Source organism: Corynebacterium sp. CCUG 71335, assembly GCF_024454075.1.
GTDB lineage: Bacteria > Actinomycetota > Actinomycetes > Mycobacteriales > Mycobacteriaceae > Corynebacterium > Corynebacterium genitalium.
Window position 1 is genome coordinate 23,430 of the sequence record NZ_JAGPYY010000018.1, and the last position, 18,537, is coordinate 41,966.

The 18,537-nt window shown below is 64.4% G+C and carries 20 protein-coding genes and 1 tRNA gene; 15 read left to right on the forward strand and 6 right to left on the reverse strand.

Annotated elements, in window-relative coordinates; translation table 11 throughout:
- Positions 1–107 precede the first annotated feature (107 nt).
- From ssd to KBX19_RS11035, 7 genes are all read left to right on the forward strand, one after another.
- On the forward strand, positions 108–1,172 hold the full coding sequence (gene ssd / locus KBX19_RS11005; protein WP_255999004.1) for a septum site-determining protein Ssd: 1,065 nt from the start codon (positions 108–110) through the stop codon (positions 1,170–1,172).
- Entirely contained in the window at positions 1,172–2,317 is a 1,146-nt protein-coding gene (locus KBX19_RS11010; RefSeq protein ID WP_005287177.1) for a TadA family conjugal transfer-associated ATPase, read from the forward strand. The genes ssd and KBX19_RS11010 overlap by 1 nt, the downstream gene beginning before the upstream one ends.
- A complete protein-coding gene (locus KBX19_RS11015; RefSeq protein ID WP_156774781.1) occupies positions 2,314–3,114 on the forward strand; it encodes a type II secretion system F family protein in 801 nt (266 codons plus the stop codon). The genes KBX19_RS11010 and KBX19_RS11015 overlap by 4 nt, the downstream gene beginning before the upstream one ends.
- Complete coding sequence (locus tag KBX19_RS11020) at positions 3,111–3,788, forward strand: type II secretion system F family protein (RefSeq protein ID WP_255999008.1); 678 nt, start codon at positions 3,111–3,113, stop codon at positions 3,786–3,788. Before KBX19_RS11015 ends, KBX19_RS11020 begins: the two co-directional genes overlap by 4 nt.
- Before the next feature lie 204 nt (positions 3,789–3,992).
- Complete coding sequence (locus tag KBX19_RS11025) at positions 3,993–4,202, forward strand: DUF4244 domain-containing protein (RefSeq protein WP_040423996.1); 210 nt, start codon at positions 3,993–3,995, stop codon at positions 4,200–4,202.
- A 16-nt stretch (positions 4,203–4,218) separates the two neighbouring features.
- Positions 4,219–4,527: a hypothetical protein gene (locus tag KBX19_RS11030; RefSeq protein ID WP_255999010.1), complete on the forward strand. Its 309-nt coding sequence runs from the start codon at positions 4,219–4,221 to the stop codon at positions 4,525–4,527.
- The gene (locus KBX19_RS11035) at positions 4,527–4,874 is read left to right on the forward strand and encodes an Rv3654c family TadE-like protein (protein WP_005287163.1); all 348 of its coding nucleotides are present in this window, start codon (positions 4,527–4,529) and stop codon (positions 4,872–4,874) included. Before KBX19_RS11030 ends, KBX19_RS11035 begins: the two co-directional genes overlap by 1 nt.
- A gap of 34 nt (positions 4,875–4,908) precedes the next feature.
- On the opposite strand, the gene KBX19_RS11040 is transcribed toward KBX19_RS11035, so the two are convergent.
- Positions 4,909–7,275 carry a DEAD/DEAH box helicase gene (locus tag KBX19_RS11040; RefSeq protein WP_255999013.1) on the reverse strand — a complete coding sequence of 789 codons (2,367 nt, stop codon included), beginning with the start codon at positions 7,273–7,275 and terminating at the stop codon, positions 4,909–4,911.
- A gap of 152 nt (positions 7,276–7,427) precedes the next feature.
- Here KBX19_RS11040 and KBX19_RS11045 point away from each other — a divergent pair, with 152 nt between their 5' ends.
- On the forward strand, positions 7,428–7,631 hold the full coding sequence (locus tag KBX19_RS11045; protein WP_005287157.1) for a cold-shock protein: 204 nt from the start codon (positions 7,428–7,430) through the stop codon (positions 7,629–7,631).
- A 62-nt stretch (positions 7,632–7,693) separates the two neighbouring features.
- On the opposite strand, the gene KBX19_RS11050 is transcribed toward KBX19_RS11045, so the two are convergent.
- The gene (locus KBX19_RS11050) at positions 7,694–8,329 is read right to left on the reverse strand and encodes a DedA family protein (protein ID WP_370687025.1); all 636 of its coding nucleotides are present in this window, start codon (positions 8,327–8,329) and stop codon (positions 7,694–7,696) included.
- Between the two features lie 124 nt (positions 8,330–8,453).
- On the opposite strand from KBX19_RS11050, the gene topA reads away from it, so the two are divergent.
- Positions 8,454–11,369 carry a type I DNA topoisomerase gene (topA, locus tag KBX19_RS11055; protein WP_255999015.1) on the forward strand — a complete coding sequence of 972 codons (2,916 nt, stop codon included), beginning with the start codon at positions 8,454–8,456 and terminating at the stop codon, positions 11,367–11,369.
- A gap of 55 nt (positions 11,370–11,424) precedes the next feature.
- On the opposite strand, the gene KBX19_RS11060 is transcribed toward topA, so the two are convergent.
- Entirely contained in the window at positions 11,425–12,951 is a 1,527-nt protein-coding gene (locus KBX19_RS11060) for an adenylate/guanylate cyclase domain-containing protein (RefSeq protein WP_255996231.1), read from the reverse strand.
- Positions 12,952–13,047: 96 nt separating this feature from the next.
- On the opposite strand from KBX19_RS11060, the gene KBX19_RS11065 reads away from it, so the two are divergent.
- The 5 genes from KBX19_RS11065 (at position 13,048) to KBX19_RS11085 (ending at position 16,058) form a co-directional block, all read left to right on the forward strand.
- Positions 13,048–14,259 (forward strand): DNA polymerase III subunit delta', encoded by a 1,212-nt coding sequence (locus KBX19_RS11065; protein ID WP_255999017.1) that lies wholly within the window; start codon positions 13,048–13,050, stop codon positions 14,257–14,259.
- Positions 14,260–14,342: 83 nt separating this feature from the next.
- A complete protein-coding gene (locus tag KBX19_RS11070) occupies positions 14,343–14,909 on the forward strand; it encodes a TetR/AcrR family transcriptional regulator (protein WP_255996229.1) in 567 nt (188 codons plus the stop codon).
- Positions 14,910–15,066: 157 nt separating this feature from the next.
- The gene (locus KBX19_RS11075) at positions 15,067–15,252 is read left to right on the forward strand and encodes a hypothetical protein (RefSeq protein ID WP_255996228.1); all 186 of its coding nucleotides are present in this window, start codon (positions 15,067–15,069) and stop codon (positions 15,250–15,252) included.
- 26 nt (positions 15,253–15,278) lie between these two features.
- Complete coding sequence (locus tag KBX19_RS11080) at positions 15,279–15,836, forward strand: DUF4865 family protein (RefSeq protein WP_255996227.1); 558 nt, start codon at positions 15,279–15,281, stop codon at positions 15,834–15,836.
- Positions 15,837–15,982: 146 nt separating this feature from the next.
- Positions 15,983–16,058: transfer RNA gene (locus KBX19_RS11085), tRNA-Thr, on the forward strand.
- Positions 16,059–16,191: 133 nt separating this feature from the next.
- On the opposite strand, the gene KBX19_RS11090 is transcribed toward KBX19_RS11085, so the two are convergent.
- Positions 16,192–17,340, reverse strand: a complete 1,149-nt coding sequence (locus tag KBX19_RS11090) for an MFS transporter (protein ID WP_255996062.1) — start codon at positions 17,338–17,340, stop codon at positions 16,192–16,194.
- Positions 17,341–17,404: 64 nt separating this feature from the next.
- Here KBX19_RS11090 and KBX19_RS11400 point away from each other — a divergent pair, with 64 nt between their 5' ends.
- Positions 17,405–17,746 (forward strand): MerR family transcriptional regulator, encoded by a 342-nt coding sequence (locus KBX19_RS11400; RefSeq protein WP_370687026.1) that lies wholly within the window; start codon positions 17,405–17,407, stop codon positions 17,744–17,746.
- A gap of 177 nt (positions 17,747–17,923) precedes the next feature.
- Here KBX19_RS11400 and KBX19_RS11095 read toward each other — a convergent pair whose 3' ends face one another.
- Entirely contained in the window at positions 17,924–18,322 is a 399-nt protein-coding gene (locus KBX19_RS11095; protein ID WP_255996009.1) for a multidrug efflux SMR transporter, read from the reverse strand.
- Positions 18,323–18,349: 27 nt separating this feature from the next.
- On the reverse strand, positions 18,350–18,537 hold a 188-nt coding region (locus tag KBX19_RS11100; protein WP_255999018.1), incomplete at its 5' end, for an integrase core domain-containing protein.

Here is an 18,537-nt window from a genome sequence, read left to right on the forward strand (position 1 = left end):
CAGAGCTATCCACAGAAAAATGGTGACACGTCCGCGAAAACGGGGGTTGTCCACAGGGCCGAAAGCAACCGCTTGAGCTGGGGGTTGGCAGCGCTCACAGTGAAGCCATGCGCAGCGACACAGCACCCATCCTCATCGCCGTCGGCGACCCGATCGTGCACCCCGAGGCAACGCACCTCGCGGCCGCAACGGGCCGCCCATTGATCGACGCCCACAGTCCCGCCGACATCACCCGCCACCACTCCCGCGCGTTCGCCGTGCTTATCGACGACGAGAACCTCCCCGCCCTCACCGGCCTTCCCGAGCGCCACGGAGTGTTCCACCTGCGCAGCGACACCACCGGTGGAACAACCGACACGGCTCCACCGGGAGCGGCCGATTCATTCGCGCTGCCGGCGGAGGCTGCTGATCTCCTCGGAGCGATTGGGAAGTTAGCACTGCGCGCGGCAACCGGGGTTGCCAGTGCCCGCACTGCGACGACGGGCACAGTACTGACGTTCATCGGCGCGGCTGGTGGTGCGGGAACGTCCACCTTCGCGGCGGCCGTTGCCCGCACAGCGTCGACGGAGGTGCAACCCGTCATCGTCGACGCCCACCGTTACTCTGGCGGGATCGACCTGTTGCTCGGCGTCGAGGACGTTGTCGGTGCGCGCTGGGGTGACCTCGACATCGGCCAAGGCAGTGTGGACCGGTCACAACTGCGCCAGGCACTGCCGGTGACGAAGGACGGGATCGGGGTGCTCACCGGGGCCCGGACGGTGGTGCCCGAAGCGGCGGGGATTAGCCGCGTGGCCGCGGGAGATCTCGACCGGGTCGTCACAGCGCTGGGCACGGGCGGACTGACCGTCGTTGACGCGCCTGCAGACGGGCTGCCCAACCGGTGCGACCACGCATTCATCCTTGCGCCGGCAGAGGTCCGAGCGGCCGCTGCCACCGCGCTCATCGCCGCGGAATGCCGGGGCGCGAACATTCCGGTGTCCATTGTGCTGCGGCACCGCGGTTGGTCCGGGATGACCGCCGAGGAGATGGAGAACGTGACCAGCACGGAGGTGGTGGCGGAAGTCAAGCACGTTCCGAAGCTCGTCCGCGCAGTCGAAGTCGGCGGGTTGCCGGCGCGCCTGCCGCGATCACTCACCGCGGCAGCTCGAACGATTTTGAAGGCGGCGAGCTAATGGAGCGCGCAGACATCATCGCCGCCGTGCAACGCCGCCTCGCCGACGACCCGTCAATCACGTCACCGGCCGAACTCGCGGGTCTCATCCGTGAAGAGGCGGTGGTCATCAGCGACCTCGACGTGCTGGACATCATGCGTGCTCTGCGCGACGAAACGACGGGAGCAGGGCCGCTCGAAACATTGCTCGCCATCGACGGGGTCACCGACATCTGCGTCAACGGCCCCGATGACATCTTCTTCGACCGCGGCAGTGGGCTGGAGCGCGCAGACATGAGCTTGGGTACCGACGATGCGGTGCGCCGCCTAGCCACGCGCCTAGCCGCCAGTTGCGGGTGCCGCCTCGACAGCGCGAAGCCATACGCCGACGGGCACCTTTCGCGTGTCGACGGCACCGTCTTACGCTTCCACGCCATCCTCGCCCCCACCTCCGCGGGCGGCACCTGCATTTCCCTGCGCGTGTTGCGCAGCAAGACGGCCACGTTGGACCAGCTGCGTTCCTCTGGGGCTGTGGATGGGGAAAGGGAGGCGGTGCTGAGGGGAGTCGTCGATAAGCGAAAAGCTTTTCTCGTTGTCGGTGGCACCGGGACAGGCAAGACGACGCTGCTGGCGGCCATGCTCGCGCAGGTCGCGCAGCACGAGCGCATAATCGCGATCGAGGACACTGTGGAGCTGACTCCGGCGCACCCGCACGTGGTCAACCTGACCTCGCGCGGGAAGAACACGGAAGGCGCAGGTGAGATCACCATTGCTGACCTGCTGCGACAGGCTCTGCGCATGCGGCCCGACCGGATCGTGGTGGGGGAGATCCGTGGAGCGGAGGTTGTCGATCTTCTCGCCGCGCTGAACACAGGCCATGACGGGGGTGCGGGGACTGTCCACGCCAACTCCATCGATGAGGTGCCCGCCCGGTTGGAAGCGTTGGCGGTGCTCGGCGGGCTCGACTGGGAAGCGCTGCACTCGCAGCTGGCAGCGGCGGTGGATGTGGTGATCGTGATGCGCCGGGAGAGCGACGGCCGACGCATTGTCCACCAGATCGGTGTGCTGGAAGGCAACCCGGTGGTGCCGCGGGTCGTGTGGGATTCGCGCGCCGGGCAGCGCGACGGGTACCGGGAGCTTTGCACCGAACTGGGGGTGCAGCCGTGATCTCAGTGATTTCGTGGCCGGCTGCGCTGCTGCTCGCCCTGGCCCTGTGCGTGCCGCCTGCGCGTCCTGCACTGCGCATCGGTCAAAGATCCGCCCCGATGACTCAGGCGGCCCTGCGTCCCTTGGTGGGGATCGGTGGTGTGGTGGCTGTGCTCGCAGTGCTCGCGACGGACCGGGCGACGCTGATGCTCAGCGTGTGTGTCGCCGGGGCGACAGCCATCCACTCGGTGGTGGCGGCCCGCCGGCGCCGCGCCCACCACGACCGTGCCGTTGCCGCTGCCGGCTACCTCGGCCACTTGGTCGCAGCCTTACGCGCTGGATCGAGCGTAGCCGAGGCATGCGCCCGGGCCGCCGAGCAGACCGCCGACAACGCTCCAGCAGACCTTGCCAGCGAGCTGCGCCGTGTGGCCGCCCACACGAGAAGCGGCGGGTCGGGTGCGGCGATCCTGGCAGCGTCACCCCTGCCTGAGCTGCGGGATGTCGGTGTCCTGTGGGGCTTGTCGGCCAAGCTGGGCATTCCCGTTGCGGACCTGCTCGGCAGCGCGCGGTCCCGCCTGGACAACGCTGTGCGGCACCGCAACGCTACTACGGCGGCGCTGGCGGGTCCTCGGGCAACCGCAGTGGTTCTGTCTGTACTGCCGCTCGCGGGGATCCTCATGGGGCAAGCAATGGGTGCCCGTCCGGTGGCCCTACTCACCGGCGGAGGGCTCGGCGGCCTGTTGCTGCTGGTGGGAACGGCGCTCGTCTGCGCCGGGTTCGCTACGTCGCAGGCGATCATCGGGAGGGCGGCAGGATGAGTGCGTCGATAAGCACGGTGCTGGCAACAGCCTTCCTCGCCGGGGCACTTGCTCTGCCTGGGGTGGGACCAGCGGGCCGGATAAGCGAGTCCACCCGGGACCCGAAGGCCCCGCGCGACGGGCCCGGCAACACCAGTCGATGGGGGAAGCAGAAAAAGCGGTGGGACAAGCACCGCATCGCCAGCGACATTGAACTGTTCGCCGCCTGCTTCCGCGCGGGGTTACCGGCCGCCGCGGCAGCCGCCGCAGTGGCAGAAAGCTACCAACAGGGTGGCCAGGATGAAGCACTCAACGAGGGGGAAAACGTGGGGGACACGGGGGAATCGGGTCAGCTCGCGCAGCTGGGGCAGCTCTGGCGCCGCGTTGTGGCCTACAGCGAACTCGGGATTGAACCCGAACGCGCATGGGCCGTCATGCACGGCGTCCCAGGATGCGAAGAGCTGGCGTCGACGGTCACGTTGTCGCACGCCTCAGGATCAGCGGTAGCCGATTCCTGCGACCGCATCGCCGAGTCCCTGCGCGCTGACGCAGCCGACGACGCAACGGCGGCCGCAGAACGCGCCGGAGTCCTCATCAGCATTCCGCTCGCCGCGTTCTCCCTCCCGGCGTTCTTCGTCCTCGGGCTCGCGCCCGTGGTCATCGGGTTGGGGTCAGACATGTTCGGGGGTGGATGAAAAACCAGAGAACCGAGATAACCAGCACAAAACCCAGGAAACAAGAACAACCAGCACGAACCAAGCAAACAACTCTCAAGACACACCGTCATCAGAAAAGGAGACACGATCATGACTGCAGCCATCATCAATCCCACCGAGAACAACATCCAGTCCGCCCCGATGGGCCTGCGCGGGGCCGTCGATAAGCTCAACGCCGCCACGCTGCGCGCCTACGCACGAGCATCCCAGCGTGGAGCCGAAAGTGCCGCTGCCCTGCGCAACGAGCGCGGAATGTCCACCATCGAATACGCCATGGGCAGTCTCGCCGCAGCCGCTCTCGCCGCGGTGCTGTACATGGTGATCAACGGCGACGGGGTGGTCAGCGCGATCGAGGGCATCATCACCGACGCGCTGTCCAACACACCGAGTTAGGTAGAGGGTGGCGCTGATGAGAAAGGTGCTCGTCGCTGACCGCGGTTCCGTCACGATCGAGGCCGCGCTGTCGCTCTCCGTGTTGGTCACGGTGGCTGCGGCGATCGTGGCGGGGATCTCCACCATGGCCTCTTACATCACGGCTGTGGACGTCGCGGGTGCGGCGGCGCGCTCCCACGCCATCGGCATCACCTACACCCCGCCGCGGGACGGGATCAGCGTCACTGTCACCGAGGATGCCGAGGTCGTGCGCGTGACGGCGGAGGTCCCCGCGACTATCCGCCCGATGCGCGCTACCGCGGTGTATCCGGTGGAGTTCCGCTGATGCGCACGCTTATCGACGACCGCGGCCACGCCACCATCCTCTCCGCCTCCATCGTCGCTGCCGTGGTCAGCTTGGCAATGGTGGTGGCCGGCCTGGTCAGCCACACCGCCGGCACGCACCGGGCGCAGGTGGCGGCGGACCTCGCTGCCGTCGCCGGGGCAACTGCGCTCTACACGGGACATACCGCGTCGCAGGTGTGCTCCACTGCGGAGAGAACTGCGAGCTTGAACGACGCGGAGGTACGCACCTGCACGATCGACGGTGCGGATGTGATCGTCACCACTGCCGTGCGCACGGCGGGTGGGGCGAGACATGCCGAAGCGACGGCGCGTGCCGGGCCGCTGTGACCGCGGTGCTGCCGGGCCACCGGTAGCCAGGGGCTCAGCGCACGCGGTCGCTCAAACCAGCTGTCATGGTGACCAGCGCGCCTAGTACCTTCAGCGCGCCCGCTTTATCCAGCGGCTGGTTTCCGTTGCCGCACTTCGGCGATTGCACGCACGAGGGGCAACCAGTAGCGCATCCGCAGGACTTCACGGCGTCGTAGGTCGCGGCAATCCACTCGTGGAAGCGGGCGTAGCCCTCGTCCGCGAAGCCGGCGCCGCCGGGGTGGCCGTCGTACACGAACACGGTGGGCAGCATCGTGTCCGGATGCAACGCGGTAGACACCCCGCCGATGTCCCACCGGTCGCAGGTGGCTAGCAGGGGCAGCAGGCCGATCGCGGCGTGCTCTGCGGCGTGCAAGGTGCCAGGCACGTCGCCGGCAGCGATACCCAGCTCGTCGAGCACGACCGGGTCGATCGTGTAGGCCACCGCCCGTGTGACCAGGGTTTGCGGTGGGAAGTCGAGGGGGATGTGCTCGGAGGTGGTGCCGTCGGAAAGCTTGACGACGTACCCCGTCACCCGGTCCGTGACCTCCACATCCACGCTGGCCACCCACAACCCAGGCGAGGGGTTGACCTTGTCCACCGTGCCGATGACAGCGATGTCCGTGGTGGACCGCGCCATCGTGGAATAGTCGGGCATCTCCGGGCGGGCGAGCGCGACGTAGCCCTCCAGGTCGAGCTCTTCAATGACGAAGAATTCGCCCTGGTGGACGTAGACAGCCCCGTCGTGCACCTGCGACATGGCGCGGGCGGAATCGACGGTGCCCAGCAGGCGGCCGTCGGTGACATCGACAATCATGACCTCGTCACCCGTGCCGCCACGCAGGCTCACCGAGGCATGCGCCGACTCCGGCGTGATGGGCCCGTCCAGCTGCGGCACGGCGAACCAGCCCTTGGCGCGGCGACGCAGGAAACCCTGCTCTTCCAGCTCGGCGACGGTGCGGGCGATGCTGTCGCTGGCTGCCACCTCATCGGGCGTGAGCGGCTTCTCGACGGCCGCGCAATACACATGCCCCCGCAAAATGAACGGGTTCCACGGGTTGAACACGCTATTCTCCACCGGCCGGTCCAGAAGCGCCTCAGGGTGGTGGACCAGGTAGGTGTCCATCGGCTCGTCGCGGGCAACCATGACCACCAGGGACGACTGCCCGCGCCGGCCCGACCGGCCCGCCTGCTGCCGGAAGGAGGCCACGGTGCCGGGGAACCCCGCCATGACCACGGCGTCGAGCCCGCCGACGTCGATGCCGAGTTCCAGCGCGTTCGTCGTGGCCATGCCGAGCACGTCACCGTTGTCGAGATCCCGCTCCAACGCGCGACGGTCCTCAGCAAGGTACCCAGCGCGGTAGGAGGCGATCCGTCGCGCGAAGTCGACCCGGCCGGCGGCAACCAAATCCTCACCCGCGCGCATCGCCACAATCTCGGCGGCGCGCCGGGAGCGCACGAACGTCAGCGTGCGGGCACCGGCCCCGACCAGGTCCGCCATGATCGTGGCTGCTTCTGTCGTGGCGGCGCGGCGGACGGGGGCGCCGTTCTCGCCCTCGGCACCCTCGATGAAACCGGGCTCCCACAAGGCGAAGGTGCGTTCGCCGGTGGGGGCGCCATCCTCTGTCACAGCGGTCACATCGCGGCCGGTCAGACGGGACGCGTGGACGGCGGGGTCAGCGGCCGTTGCAGAAGCACACACGAACACTGGCCGCGACCCATAGGCCCGGGCGATTCGGTCTAGGCGGCGCAGCACCAGCGCGACGTTGGCACCAAAAACGCCGCGGTAGGAGTGGCATTCGTCCACCACGACGTACCGCAGGTGGCGCAGCAGACGGGCCCACTTCGGGTGGCCGGAGAGGATGCCGGCGTGCAGCATGTCGGGGTTGGTGAACACGAAGCGGGTGGTCTCCCGCACCACGGGACGAGCCTCGGTAGGTGTGTCTCCGTCGTAGGGTGCGGGGTTGATAGGGGCGGAACCAGCCCCACCCAACACCGGATGACCCTTAATGAGGGTATTCACCGCCATCAGCTGATCGGATCCCAGCGCCTTCGTCGGCGTCAGGTAGATCGCGCACGCGGTCGGATCCTCCGCCAGCGTCGTCAGCACCGGCAGTTGGTAACCCAAAGATTTGCCTGACGACGTCCCAGTAGCCACCACCACATCGCGGCCGTCCCACGCGAGTTGGGCGCATTCGGCCTGGTGGGAAAACGGGAGGGTGATGGAAGCGTCGATAAGCGTCGTGCGCAGCGCCTCATCTGTCCACTGCGGCCATTCAACATGGCGCGCGGGGCGTCCGGGGACGGTGCGCGCATGCGTGATGGTGCCCTGCGGGCATGCGCGAGTGAGCCCTTCGAGCAGCTCTTGGGCCATCACATCCATGCGGATCCCTCCAACGGTAATTAGGATACGGAAAACTTTTCGGCTCGCCCGGCGTGATTGGCCAAGTCATGGCACACTGGTCGGTGGTCGCAGATTGTGTGCGCCTTACCGGGTGCTCGCGAGCTCCAAGCATCTACGAAAGGTTAACCACAATGGCAACAGGAACTGTGAAATGGTTCAACGCCGAAAAGGGCTTCGGCTTCATCGCACCTGATGACGGCTCTTCTGACGTTTTTGTCCACTACTCCGAGATCCAGGGCAGCGGCTTCCGCACCCTCGAAGAGAACCAGCAGGTCGAGTTCGAGATCGGCGAAGGCAGCAAGGGTCCGCAGGCACAGCAGGTCCGCGCGCTTTAACGCTTGTCGACGGTCAAAAAACGGCGCCCCACTCGGGCGCCGTTTTTGCGTGTGCGGGCCTCTTAGATCACTGAGACACCGCGCCGGACATCGCGCCAGTCCAACAAACGTGACTGCAGGCGCTGAATGCCCAGGCCAACCAGCGAGCCGAGGATCACACCGACGATCATGGCCAGCAGCGGGAAGTCCGACAGGATCGTGCCGCCGAGGTACCCCACGCCAACGCCGATGAAGACCCACAGCACGACGCCGATGGTGTCGTACAAGAAGAACTTGAACCAGCTGAAGCGCACGGAGCCCAGCAGAATCGTGGCCACCCACCGCGCCCACGGGATGAACCGTGCCACGATGATGGTGACAGGACCGTGCTGGTTCATGTTGTCCCGCACCCATTCGATGGCGCGGCCGGCGTTCGAGTCTGGGTCCAGGCGGTTGACAAAGTGGATCAGTTTCCCACCCAGCATGAAGCACAGGTTGTCGCCGATCAGCGCGCCGATCATGGCGGCCCCGATGACCCATTTGACGTCCGGCACACCCTGGGAGGCGGAGAAGGCGCCCGCCAAGTTGAGGACGGTTTCGCTGGGGACGAGCGGGCACAGAGCGTCGACAGTGATGAGCAGGCCTAGCAGCGGATAGAAGATAGGCATGGTCATCAACTGCTCCAAGAATTGGATCAGCGAATCGATCATCTCAGCCATGTCAGGAAAGTGTACTTCGCGTGGAACTTATTCAGGGAAGTTTTCATGATCAGTCACAAAGACCTTATATTCCGTGGTAGTTGTCATAGAGAATGAGCTCGAGAGGTTTAAGGAGTCACCCGGCGTGACGGATAACGGCAAAACACTGGTCATTGTGGAGTCACAGACCAAGGCGAAGAAGATCCAAAAATACTTGGGCGACAACTACTTCGTTGAAGCATCTGTGGGCCACATCCGCGACCTGCCCGGCCGCGCCGCTGACATTCCCGCCAAGTACAAGAAGGAAACGTGGGCCAAGCTCGGAGTGAACCCCGAGGACGGCTTCCAGCCGATCTACGTGGTCAGCCCCGACAAGAAGAAAAAGGTCACGGACCTCAAAGACAAGCTGAAGCGCTCCGACAAACTGTTGCTGGCAACAGACCCGGACCGTGAGGGTGAGGCCATTGCCTGGCACCTGCTCGAGGTGCTCAAGCCGAAGGTGCCGGTAGAGCGCATGGTGTTCAACGAGATCACCGAATCCGCCATCCGCGAGGCCGCAGAGAACACCCGTGAGCTGGACATGGACCTCGTCGACGCGCAGGAAACCCGCCGCATCCTCGACCGTCTCTACGGCTACGAGGTCTCGCCCGTGCTGTGGAAGAAGGTCATGCCGCGCCTGTCGGCGGGCCGTGTGCAGTCGGTGGCCACGCGCGTGATTGTCGAACGTGAACGTGAGCGCATGGCTTTCGTCTCCGCCGAATACTGGGACGTGACCGCCACCTTGAACGCGGGCAGCGGCGGGGCCGCCAACCCGGACGAGTTCGACGCGAAACTGTCCACCATCAACGGGACGAAGATCGCCCAGGGTCGTGATTTCAATGACCGAGGTGGGGTGAAGAATGATGCGGTAGTTGTCGTCGATAAGCAGCGTGCGGAAGTGCTCGCTGAAGGTTTGACCGGCCAAGACCTGACGGTTGCCAGCGTGGAGTCGAAGCCGCACTCCCGCCGGCCGTACGCCCCGTTCATGACGTCGACGCTGCAGCAGGCCGCGGGTGCGAAGTTGCACTTCACATCGGCGCGCACAATGCGCATCGCGCAGCGCCTGTACGAAAACGGTCACATCACGTATATGCGTACGGACTCCACATCGCTGTCGAAGCAGGGGCTCGATGCCGCACGCAACGCCGCCCGAGAGCTGTACGGGTCGAACTACGTGACCGATCAGCCGCGCCGCTACGACCGCAAAGTGAAGAACTCGCAGGAGGCGCACGAAGCGATCCGCCCCGCCGGCGAGCGCTTTGCCACCCCGGGCGAGCTCGCGAGCGCCCTCGACGCAGAGGAGTTCAAGCTGTACGAGCTGATCTGGCAGCGCACCGTCGCCTCCCAGATGGAAGACTCCCGCGGTACCACGATGACCGTCGTTGTCGCAGGTCAAGATGCCGACGGCACCGACGTCGAGCTGACCGCCTCCGGCCGCACGATCACCTTCCCCGGCTGGCTGCGCGCCTACTCCGACACGCAGGACAACAAGGAAAAGCACCTGCCGCAGCTTTCTGAAGGCGACGCGCTGACCGCCCGCGAGGTCACAGCTGACGGCCACTCCACCAACCCGCCGGCGCGCTACACAGAAGCGTCGCTGGTGAAGAAGATGGAGGACCTGGGCATCGGTCGCCCGTCGACGTACGCGTCCATCATCAAGACCATCCAGGACCGCGGTTACGTGGCTACCCGCGGCAACGCGCTGGTGCCCACCTGGGTCGCGTTCTCCGTGGTGGGGCTCATGGAGCAGAACTTCGACGCGCTCGTGGATTACGAGTTCACCTCCTCGATGGAGGACGAGCTCGACGAGATTGCCCAAGGCACCGAGAACCGCACCGAGTGGCTCACCGGCTTCTACTTCGGCGACGCCGAGGCCTCTGACACCACCGCCGAGGCTGTGGCGCGCCGCGGCGGCCTGAAGCACATCATCGAGGCCAACCTCGAGGCGATCGACGCCCGCAAGGTCAATTCCCTCGAGCTCTTCCGCGACGAGGAAGACCGTCCCGTCTACGTCCGCGTTGGCCGCTACGGGCCGTACTTGGAGCGCCAGGTCGGCGTGGGAAGCGACGGCGAACCGGAGTTCCAGCGCGCCAACCTGCCCGAATCCACGACTCCGGACGAAGTCACCCAAGAGATGGCGGAAAAGCTCTTTGCCACCCCGCCGACCGGCCGTGAGCTGGGGCAGAACCCCGATACCGGCCGCATGATCGTGGCTAAGGAAGGCCGCTACGGCCCCTACGTCACCGAGCTCGTGCGTGATGACGAGCGTGCCACCGCAGAAGCCCGCGCCCAAGAAGTCATCGCCGCCGAGCGCGCCGAGGAAGATGCCCAGCGCGCGGCCGAAGGCAAGCGCGCGAAGAACTGGGAGACGAAGACCGCGGAAGCAGCGCGCGTCAAGCGCACCGAGCAGCTTATCGACGAGCAACTCAAACCCGCCACCGCCTCCCTGTTTTCCTCCATGGAACCGTCGACGGTGACGCTTGAGGACGCTCTGAAACTGCTTTCCCTGCCCCGCGAAGTCGGCGAGGACCCCTCCGACGGTGAGATGATCACCGCCCAGAACGGCCGTTACGGCCCGTACCTGAAGAAGGGCAACGACTCTCGCTCGCTGGCCAACGAGGACCAGATCTTCACCGTGACGCTGGATGAGGCCCGCCGCATCTACGCCGAACCGAAGCGCCGCGGCCGCGCCGCCGCTCAGCCGCCGCTGAAAGCGCTTGGCGACAACGACGTCTCCGGCAAGCCCATGACCGTCAAGGACGGCCGCTTCGGCCCCTACGTGACCGACGGGGAAACCAACGCCTCCCTCCAGCGCGGCGACACCCCCGAAACCATGACGGACGCCCGCGCCAACGAACTGCTCTCGGCCCGGCGCGCCCGCGAAGCCGAGGACGCTGCCGGCGGCGGAGCGAAGAAAGCCACGAAGAAGAAGGCCACCAAAAAGAAGGCCACCAAGAAGGCTGCGAAGAAGCCGAAGCAGACCACCAAGCGTGTGGTGAAGGCGGGCACGCGCAAGAAATAGCGCGGGGCTGGCGTGTGTAGGGCGCGGCCGCACCCTCGCTGAGTGCGAGGCGCGGCTAGGCGCTGTCCGCCATCGTCGCGCGCACCGGGCGGGCGAGCTGTGTCATCTTGTTGCGGCCGCGCAGCTCGATCGACTTCATCACGGTCCAGCGCGCCTGCTCGATCTCGTTGGCGCTTGTCAGCGTCGAGGCGTTGGTGAGCACTCGGCCCGGCGTGTCCTTGGCCACCTCGGTGAGACGGGCGGCGGTATTCACGGCGTCACCGATGACGGTGTACTCGAAGCGGTCTTGGCCGCCGATATGCCCGGCGACCACGTGGCCGCTCGCAACGCCAATACCGGCGTCGAGCTCGAGTCCGCGCAGCTCTTGGCGCAGCTCGCGTGCGGCCTGGAGGGCGTGGGAGGCCGAGTCTGTCACCGCCAGCGGCGCACCGAAGACGGCCAGGGCCGCGTCGCCCTGGAATTTGTTGATCACGCCCTTGTTGCGGTGCACCACGTCCACGACGATCTCGAAGAAGGCGTTGAGGGCCTCCACGACCTCTTTAGGGGAGTGGTTGACGGCGAAGTTCGTCGAACCGATGACGTCGACGAACACGACGGCGACCTTGCGGTCCTCGCCGCCGAGCTCCGGCTTCTCCTCGAGGGCCTTCTGGGCCACCTCGGAGCCGACGTACTGGCCGAAGATGTCGCGGACGCGCTCACGCTCGTTGAGCCCGCGCATCATTTCGTTGAAGCCGGCTTGCAGGACGCCGAGCTCGGAGCCGTCGTAAATAGGCACCTGCGTGTCCGTCTCACCGCGGCGCACTCGGTTGATCGCCTGCTGGAGCTCCTTGATCGGGTCGACGACGTTCATGACGGCGAACGCGGTGCCCGCCATGCCGGTGAAGATCGCGGTGCCCGCCAGGGCACTTACCGACGGCAACAGCTCACCGGGGGTGTCTTCGAAGAACCCGTAGTACTGGGCGGCCAACAGGAACAGAATGCCCAGCAGCGGCACGCCCGAAGTCATGAACCAGGTCATATACAGACGCTGTTTGATCGGAGGTTCCAGAGTGGAGTCCTCGTGTTGCCGCGCCAAGGTCGATGCCGCCACGGGGCGCACGAGGCGTTCCGCCTGGACGAAGGTGAGCACGCAGGTGACCAGGCCCGCCATGAGGGTGGAGATGGCGATGACGAGGGCTAAGGAGCCGTCGTAAAGCGCCGTGGCTGTGGTGGCAATGATGATGCCGAGGAGCCAAATCACCCCGACCACGAGTGTCTGCAGCACCGGAATGCGGAGCACAAGGCGGTAGACGCTGTGGGCGTCGAAATCGTCGGGGCGCCGCTCATACAGCAGGACCGGTCGAAACAGCATGTAGGAGACAATGCCGCCGAAGATCACGGCGATGACAAGATAAACGACCGCCAACGGCCCGAAGACATTCGCCACATCCGCCAAATACTCCGTGCCCTGCATCGGGATGAGGTAACGGACGAAGAACATGATCGCGATCGCGCTGACCACGTTGGTGAACAGCAGCACGGAAGCATACAGAGGCCATGGTGTGCCCATGAGCCACTTCACGCCGCGCCAGATTCTTTCCACGTTCACCTACTCTACGTCGGGGGTAGGTGAAGAGTGGACAAGCCATCGCGGAGCGGGCCCAGGGTGGTGTTCGGGAGGGGTTGTAGGCTGGTGAGCGTGAGTGAGCTGAGCGTTCCGGAGAGGCTGGCGGGAACCCCGTCGGTCCGTGAGACCATCCTCGGCGCCGCGGCGGCCGCACGCGGAGTGCCCGGCGCTGACCCGCACGCGATGACGCATTCCTGGTTGTTCACTGGCCCGCCGGGGGCAGGACGGTCGACAGCGGCTGTGGCGTTCGCAGCTGCGCTCGTGTGCGAATCGCCCGCGGACGCACTCGGTTGCGGGCACTGCCAAGCCTGCCGGGACGTCTTCGCCGGCGCCCACACGGACGTGGTGCACATCGTGCCGGAGGGCATGACCATCAGCATCGACATGGTGCGCGACACGATCATTCCTGCAGCGACACGCTTACCGACGGTCGCGAACTGGCGCGTCATCATCATCGAAGACGCCGACCGCTTCTCCCGTGAGGCCCCCGAGGCCATCCTGAAGACGGTGGAGGAGCCGCCGGAAACCACCGTCATCATCATGTGCGCCCCGTCCACCGACCCGCAGGATTTCTCGGTGACCTTGCGCTCGCGCTGCCGCCACCTGTACGTGCCCGCCCCGTCCGTCGACGAGATCGTGCGCATCCTGGTTTCTGAAGAAGGCGCAGCGGAGTCCGACGCGCGGCTGGCCGCCGTCACGTCACTGCGGCACATCGGCCGGGCGCGCCGCCTGGTCAACTCGGATGCGTCGCAGAAGCGCCGGGCGGCCGCTATCAACATCGCCGAACTCGTCTTCCACGGCGACCAGGCCTTCCAAGGTGTGGCGGCGTTGGTGAAGTCCGCAGACGCGGAAGCCAAGGACGCGTATGCCTCGTCCGACGAGGAGGAGCGCAAGCGGCTCGAAAACGCCCTCGGCATGGGTGCGAAAGGCAAAGGCGCGGCGAAGGCGCTGCGCGGCACGGCGTCCTCGCTCAAAGAGCTCGAAGCTGCGCAAAAGGCGCGCGGTACCCGTCGCCTGCGCGACGTGCTCGACCTCACCCTGGTGGACCTCGCCGGGATCTACCGCGACGCGATGATCACCAGCAGCGGGGGAGGAGTGCCCCTGGTGCACCCTGACTTTGAGGGGCTATCCACAGAGATTGCCAACCACGCCGACCTGGCGGGCATCACGGAGTGCCTCGACGCCGTGGCCGAATGCCGCGCGCGCCTGCACCAGAACGTCATGCCCGTCATCGCCTTCAACGGCATGCTCGGGCGCATCCGCATCGCGTGCGGCGTGAGCTAAGTGTACTGAGCGGGGACATAGATTGAGCTCGGCGCGGAGCGGTCGACGAGAATTCTGTAACTACTGGTATGTACACTGGGGGCATGGACACAAGGACACGTCTCTTGGATGCGGCCCAGGAACTGCTGTGGGAGCGGGGTTATGCAGCAACTAGCCCGAAGGACATACTGAGCCGAGCCGACGCGGGGCAAGGCAGCATGTACCACCACTTCTCGGGCAAGCAGGACCTCGCGGTGGCCGCTCTGGAGGCCAGTGCGACAGCCATGCGGAATGATGCGGATGCGTTGCTCCGTGGCAAGGGAACGGCCACGGAGCGTCTCGTTGCCTATCTCGAGCGCCAGCGCGACTCCCTCCGGGGCTGCCGTATGGGTCGTATGACTTATGACGTCGACGTGATCGCTACGCCTGAGCTGCTTCAGCCGGTCTCCTCAACCCTGGCATGGCTTGTCGAGACGATCGGGACAGTCATTCACGAGGGGATCGATGCGGGTGAGTTCCCGTCTGGAACTGACACCCACCAATTGGCCTCGATGGTCGTGGCCACAGTGCAGGGTGGCTATGTCTTAGCCCGTGCCCAGCAAGACCCTGTAGAGTTCGACGCCGCTATCCGCGGCGCAATTACGCTCCTGCGCACCTGGAGCCGGCGATGAGCTTCGCTCCCGGGTACTTCACGGGCACAGTCGAAGCCAAGACCTTGGCCGGGCACCCACCCGTGAGTCGACACTGGCTGTGTACGCCGTCACGTTTGCGGCTGGGGCGCACACTCATCCCAAGTGTCAGGGACTGTATGCCACGGACGGCGTTGCCATGGTTCACATTGAAGGGCAAGTGCCCCAGTGCCTGGCTGGGGGCGAGTCCATCTGGCTCGATGCCCGCCGGCGACACTGGCATGGCGCTGCACCCGAACAGCCCATGACACATGAGGCCTACCAGCAAGCCGCTGATGACCTGTCGGTTATCGAATGGCCGGAACCCGTCAATCCCGCGACTTAGTCCCACGCAACAAAGGAGAACCACTGATGTACGCCATGCAGTATCAGATCACGCTGCCCACTGACTACGACATGCAAATCATTCGCGATCGTGTCACCCGGACGGGGCACCTCATGGACGGCTACCACGGACTGGAGTTCAAGGCCTACCTCATCCAAGAGAAGGCCAGGGGTGCAACCCACAACGCCTACGCACCCTTCTACGTCTGGCGCGACATCGACGGGATGCGTCAGTTCTGCTGGGGCGAACCTGGATACTCGGCCATCGTGCACGACTTTGGCCGCCACCCGATCCAAGACTGGACTGTCCATCAGCTCGTTGCCGGTCCGGCTGACTACGTCGCAGCCCGCAGCTTGACCATCAAGACCGTGCCCCTGCCGGACGGCGCCGCGCCGTCCCACTGCATCGAGGGCATTACTGCGGACTTTCTCGTTACGACCATTGACTCCACCGTGGCCCGCGTCGCTGCCGTGGACGTCACCGCCTGGGCCGCCGTCCTCGTCGAGCTCAGCACCAAAGAAGCCGACGAGACCTCCACCGATGTCTCCGCCTACGAGGTGCTGCACGTTTCCGCTGCTGCCTGACTCGGCCACCATCGAGCCTCCCTGGAAGGCTTCTTCATGTCTCGGCCCAACGCTGCCCACACACCCCGTCACCGTCTCAAGTTTGCCCAGTTTTGTGCGGGGGTGCGCGTCGATTATGCTATCGGTTCGGACCTTTAATAGTCCCCGCCGCCTTAGCTCAGTCGGTAGAGCATCTCACTCGTAATGAGAAGGTCGCGAGTTCGATTCTCGCAGGCGGCTCCAAGTGACACACCCCCGTGAACTGCGAAGGCAGCGCGGGGGTGTGTCATTCGCGACTGGTGAGTTCGGCGCGCAGCGTTAAAGCACGCAGCTGACAATGAGGCCGTTCTAGGCTCGTGACAAGTTCGTTTCCTAGTCATCCCTGTCTGACATCGGAGTGGTCGGGGGTGACGACCGTGATTATCCAGGCAATCAGTGTGAAAACAACGCCTACGTGAATCGACGGTGTGAGGCTCGTTTCGTTGGCTAGCACATATCCGCTTGCTGCGGTTGCGGCCGCTGCTCCCATGGTTATGAATCCTGTGTGCACGGTGTTGATGAAAGGGTGGGGGTCAGCCTGTGCCATGAGTCGGGTCACTAACAGCGGGTTGAGCGCCATTCCTGTACCTCCGAGTGCGACTATCGCCAGGGCTGTGATGGGGCCGGCATTGGGGGTCGCAACCAGGAGCAGTAGCGCAACGGCTTGGGCTGAAAGGCCAGCGAGCAGAAACTTTTGAGCATTGGTTTCTGAGACCTTTCCCCACAAGAGATTGCCTGTAAACGCTGCCACTCCGAATCCAATGAGTGCGACGGTTGTTCCAATGGGGGTGAAACCTGCGCGCCGAAGTATTGGATCGATTAATGCGAATGCCGCAAAGGAACCACCGATGGTGAAGAAGCTGGTCAACATGCGGCTCCACACACCTGGGTTACTGACAACGGAGACTCGCTCAGTTCCTTCGCCCGATAGTGCAGGGATACGCGGAAGGGCCGCTGCCAACACAACCGCGATCATGAATGCTGCGAAACCTAGAAGGATGAACGACATGCGCCACCCTGCAAGCCATCCAATGACGTGGCTAAGCGGTAATCCAAGAAGTGTTCCGGCCATGAGCCCGGAGAGGATTGCGGCAGCAGCTCGAGATTGATTCCGCGTGCCCGCTAAGAGGACGCCAGCAGTGAGACTAAGACCAAAAATCGCCCCAGAAAGACACCCAGTAAGGAAGCGGATGATGAGTAGAACCGTGAACGTGGGTGAAAACGACGCGGTAATTTCAACACCCGCGTACACGAAAACCGCTCCCGTTAGACACGCACGAACTGGTTTGCCGTTAAGTGCCCATGCCAGTGTTGGTCCACCAAGGGCCATACCTAAGGAGTACGCCGTCACCAGATGAGTGAGCTTACCGATGGGTTGGCCGAGGTCGACGGCCATGTCGGTCATCATTGCAGAGACTTGAAACTCGCTCGTGGTTACTACGAAAAGAGCTGTAGCGAGCACAAATATGGAAAGTTTGGTGGTCATCTTTTGCACAACGCAACGGTAAGGTTTGAGACTAGTGTGAAGGTCAAGTCAAAGGAGATCTGAAATGAGGATTGCCCGGGCTGCGCAGGAAATTGGCGTACCTGCACACCGCTTGCGACACTACGAATCAGTGGGCTTGGTGGTTCCCGATCGAACGGAGACTGGGTACCGTGATTATTCTTCTGCCCAGATCGAACGAGCACGACAAGTGAAGTCGCTTTTCGACATGGGTTTCACAGCTAAAGATGCCATGCTTATGCTGCCGTGTATGACGGAAGAGCCGGCACCGAACCCTGAATGCGCGGCGACACGGCAACGAATGAAGCGACGGTTGCGGGAGCTAACCGCGCGACGCCGCCAGCTAGAGACTACTGAAAGTGCCTTGGCTGACTGGCTAGGTCACTGACCCCGAATGCTGTTTCGGTTTTGGCCAGTTTTGCCCGTAGATTAGATTCCTACGGATCCAAACCAGCCGAGCGAAACAGGCGAGTCTGCTGGAAGCAGTTACGTAGTGCCGAAATAGTCTGACATTCTCGGGTCGCTTCAGTCCAAAGTTGTGGTGTTCCCACAAGGATAGGATCAGTTACCGGTCGGATTGCATTTCGAACGCTGGGCTGTCAGCGAGTTTCAGCCTGACGACCCCACCAATGATGACCGCGAGCCAGAATCCCTTCGCGAGGGTTAGTGTTTCGTCGAAAAAGACGGGGCCGAGTAAAGCAGCGCCAGCGGCACCGATACCAGCCCATACGGCGTAACCGATGCCGACATCAATCTTTTTCAATGCGACGCTGAGGAAGAACAGCGTGCAGAGGAAGAACACGATGGCGACGAGAGACCATTTGACGTTGGTGAAGCCTTCACTGCCGTTAACACTGAGGGCGTAGCCGACTTCGAATCCCCCGGCGAGCAGCAGAGCGAGCCAGGGCCCGAACTTTGTTCCGGGGCTGTCCAGCGTGGTGTTTTGAGGTGTGGTGGAGGACATGATGAAGTGTCCTGGGTTTAGTTCCGCTTATTGAACGCCCAACGGGTGGGCGTGTGATTGTTGATAGTAGGCGTCTTCCATCTCCTGTGGAGTGATATATCCCAGGGATTGATGAAGTCGCTGGTTGTTCCACCAGTGCACCCAGCGAAGGGTGGCGATCTCGACTTCCCCAACCGACGCCCACGGCCGGTGGGGATAGATCAGCTCGGTCTTGT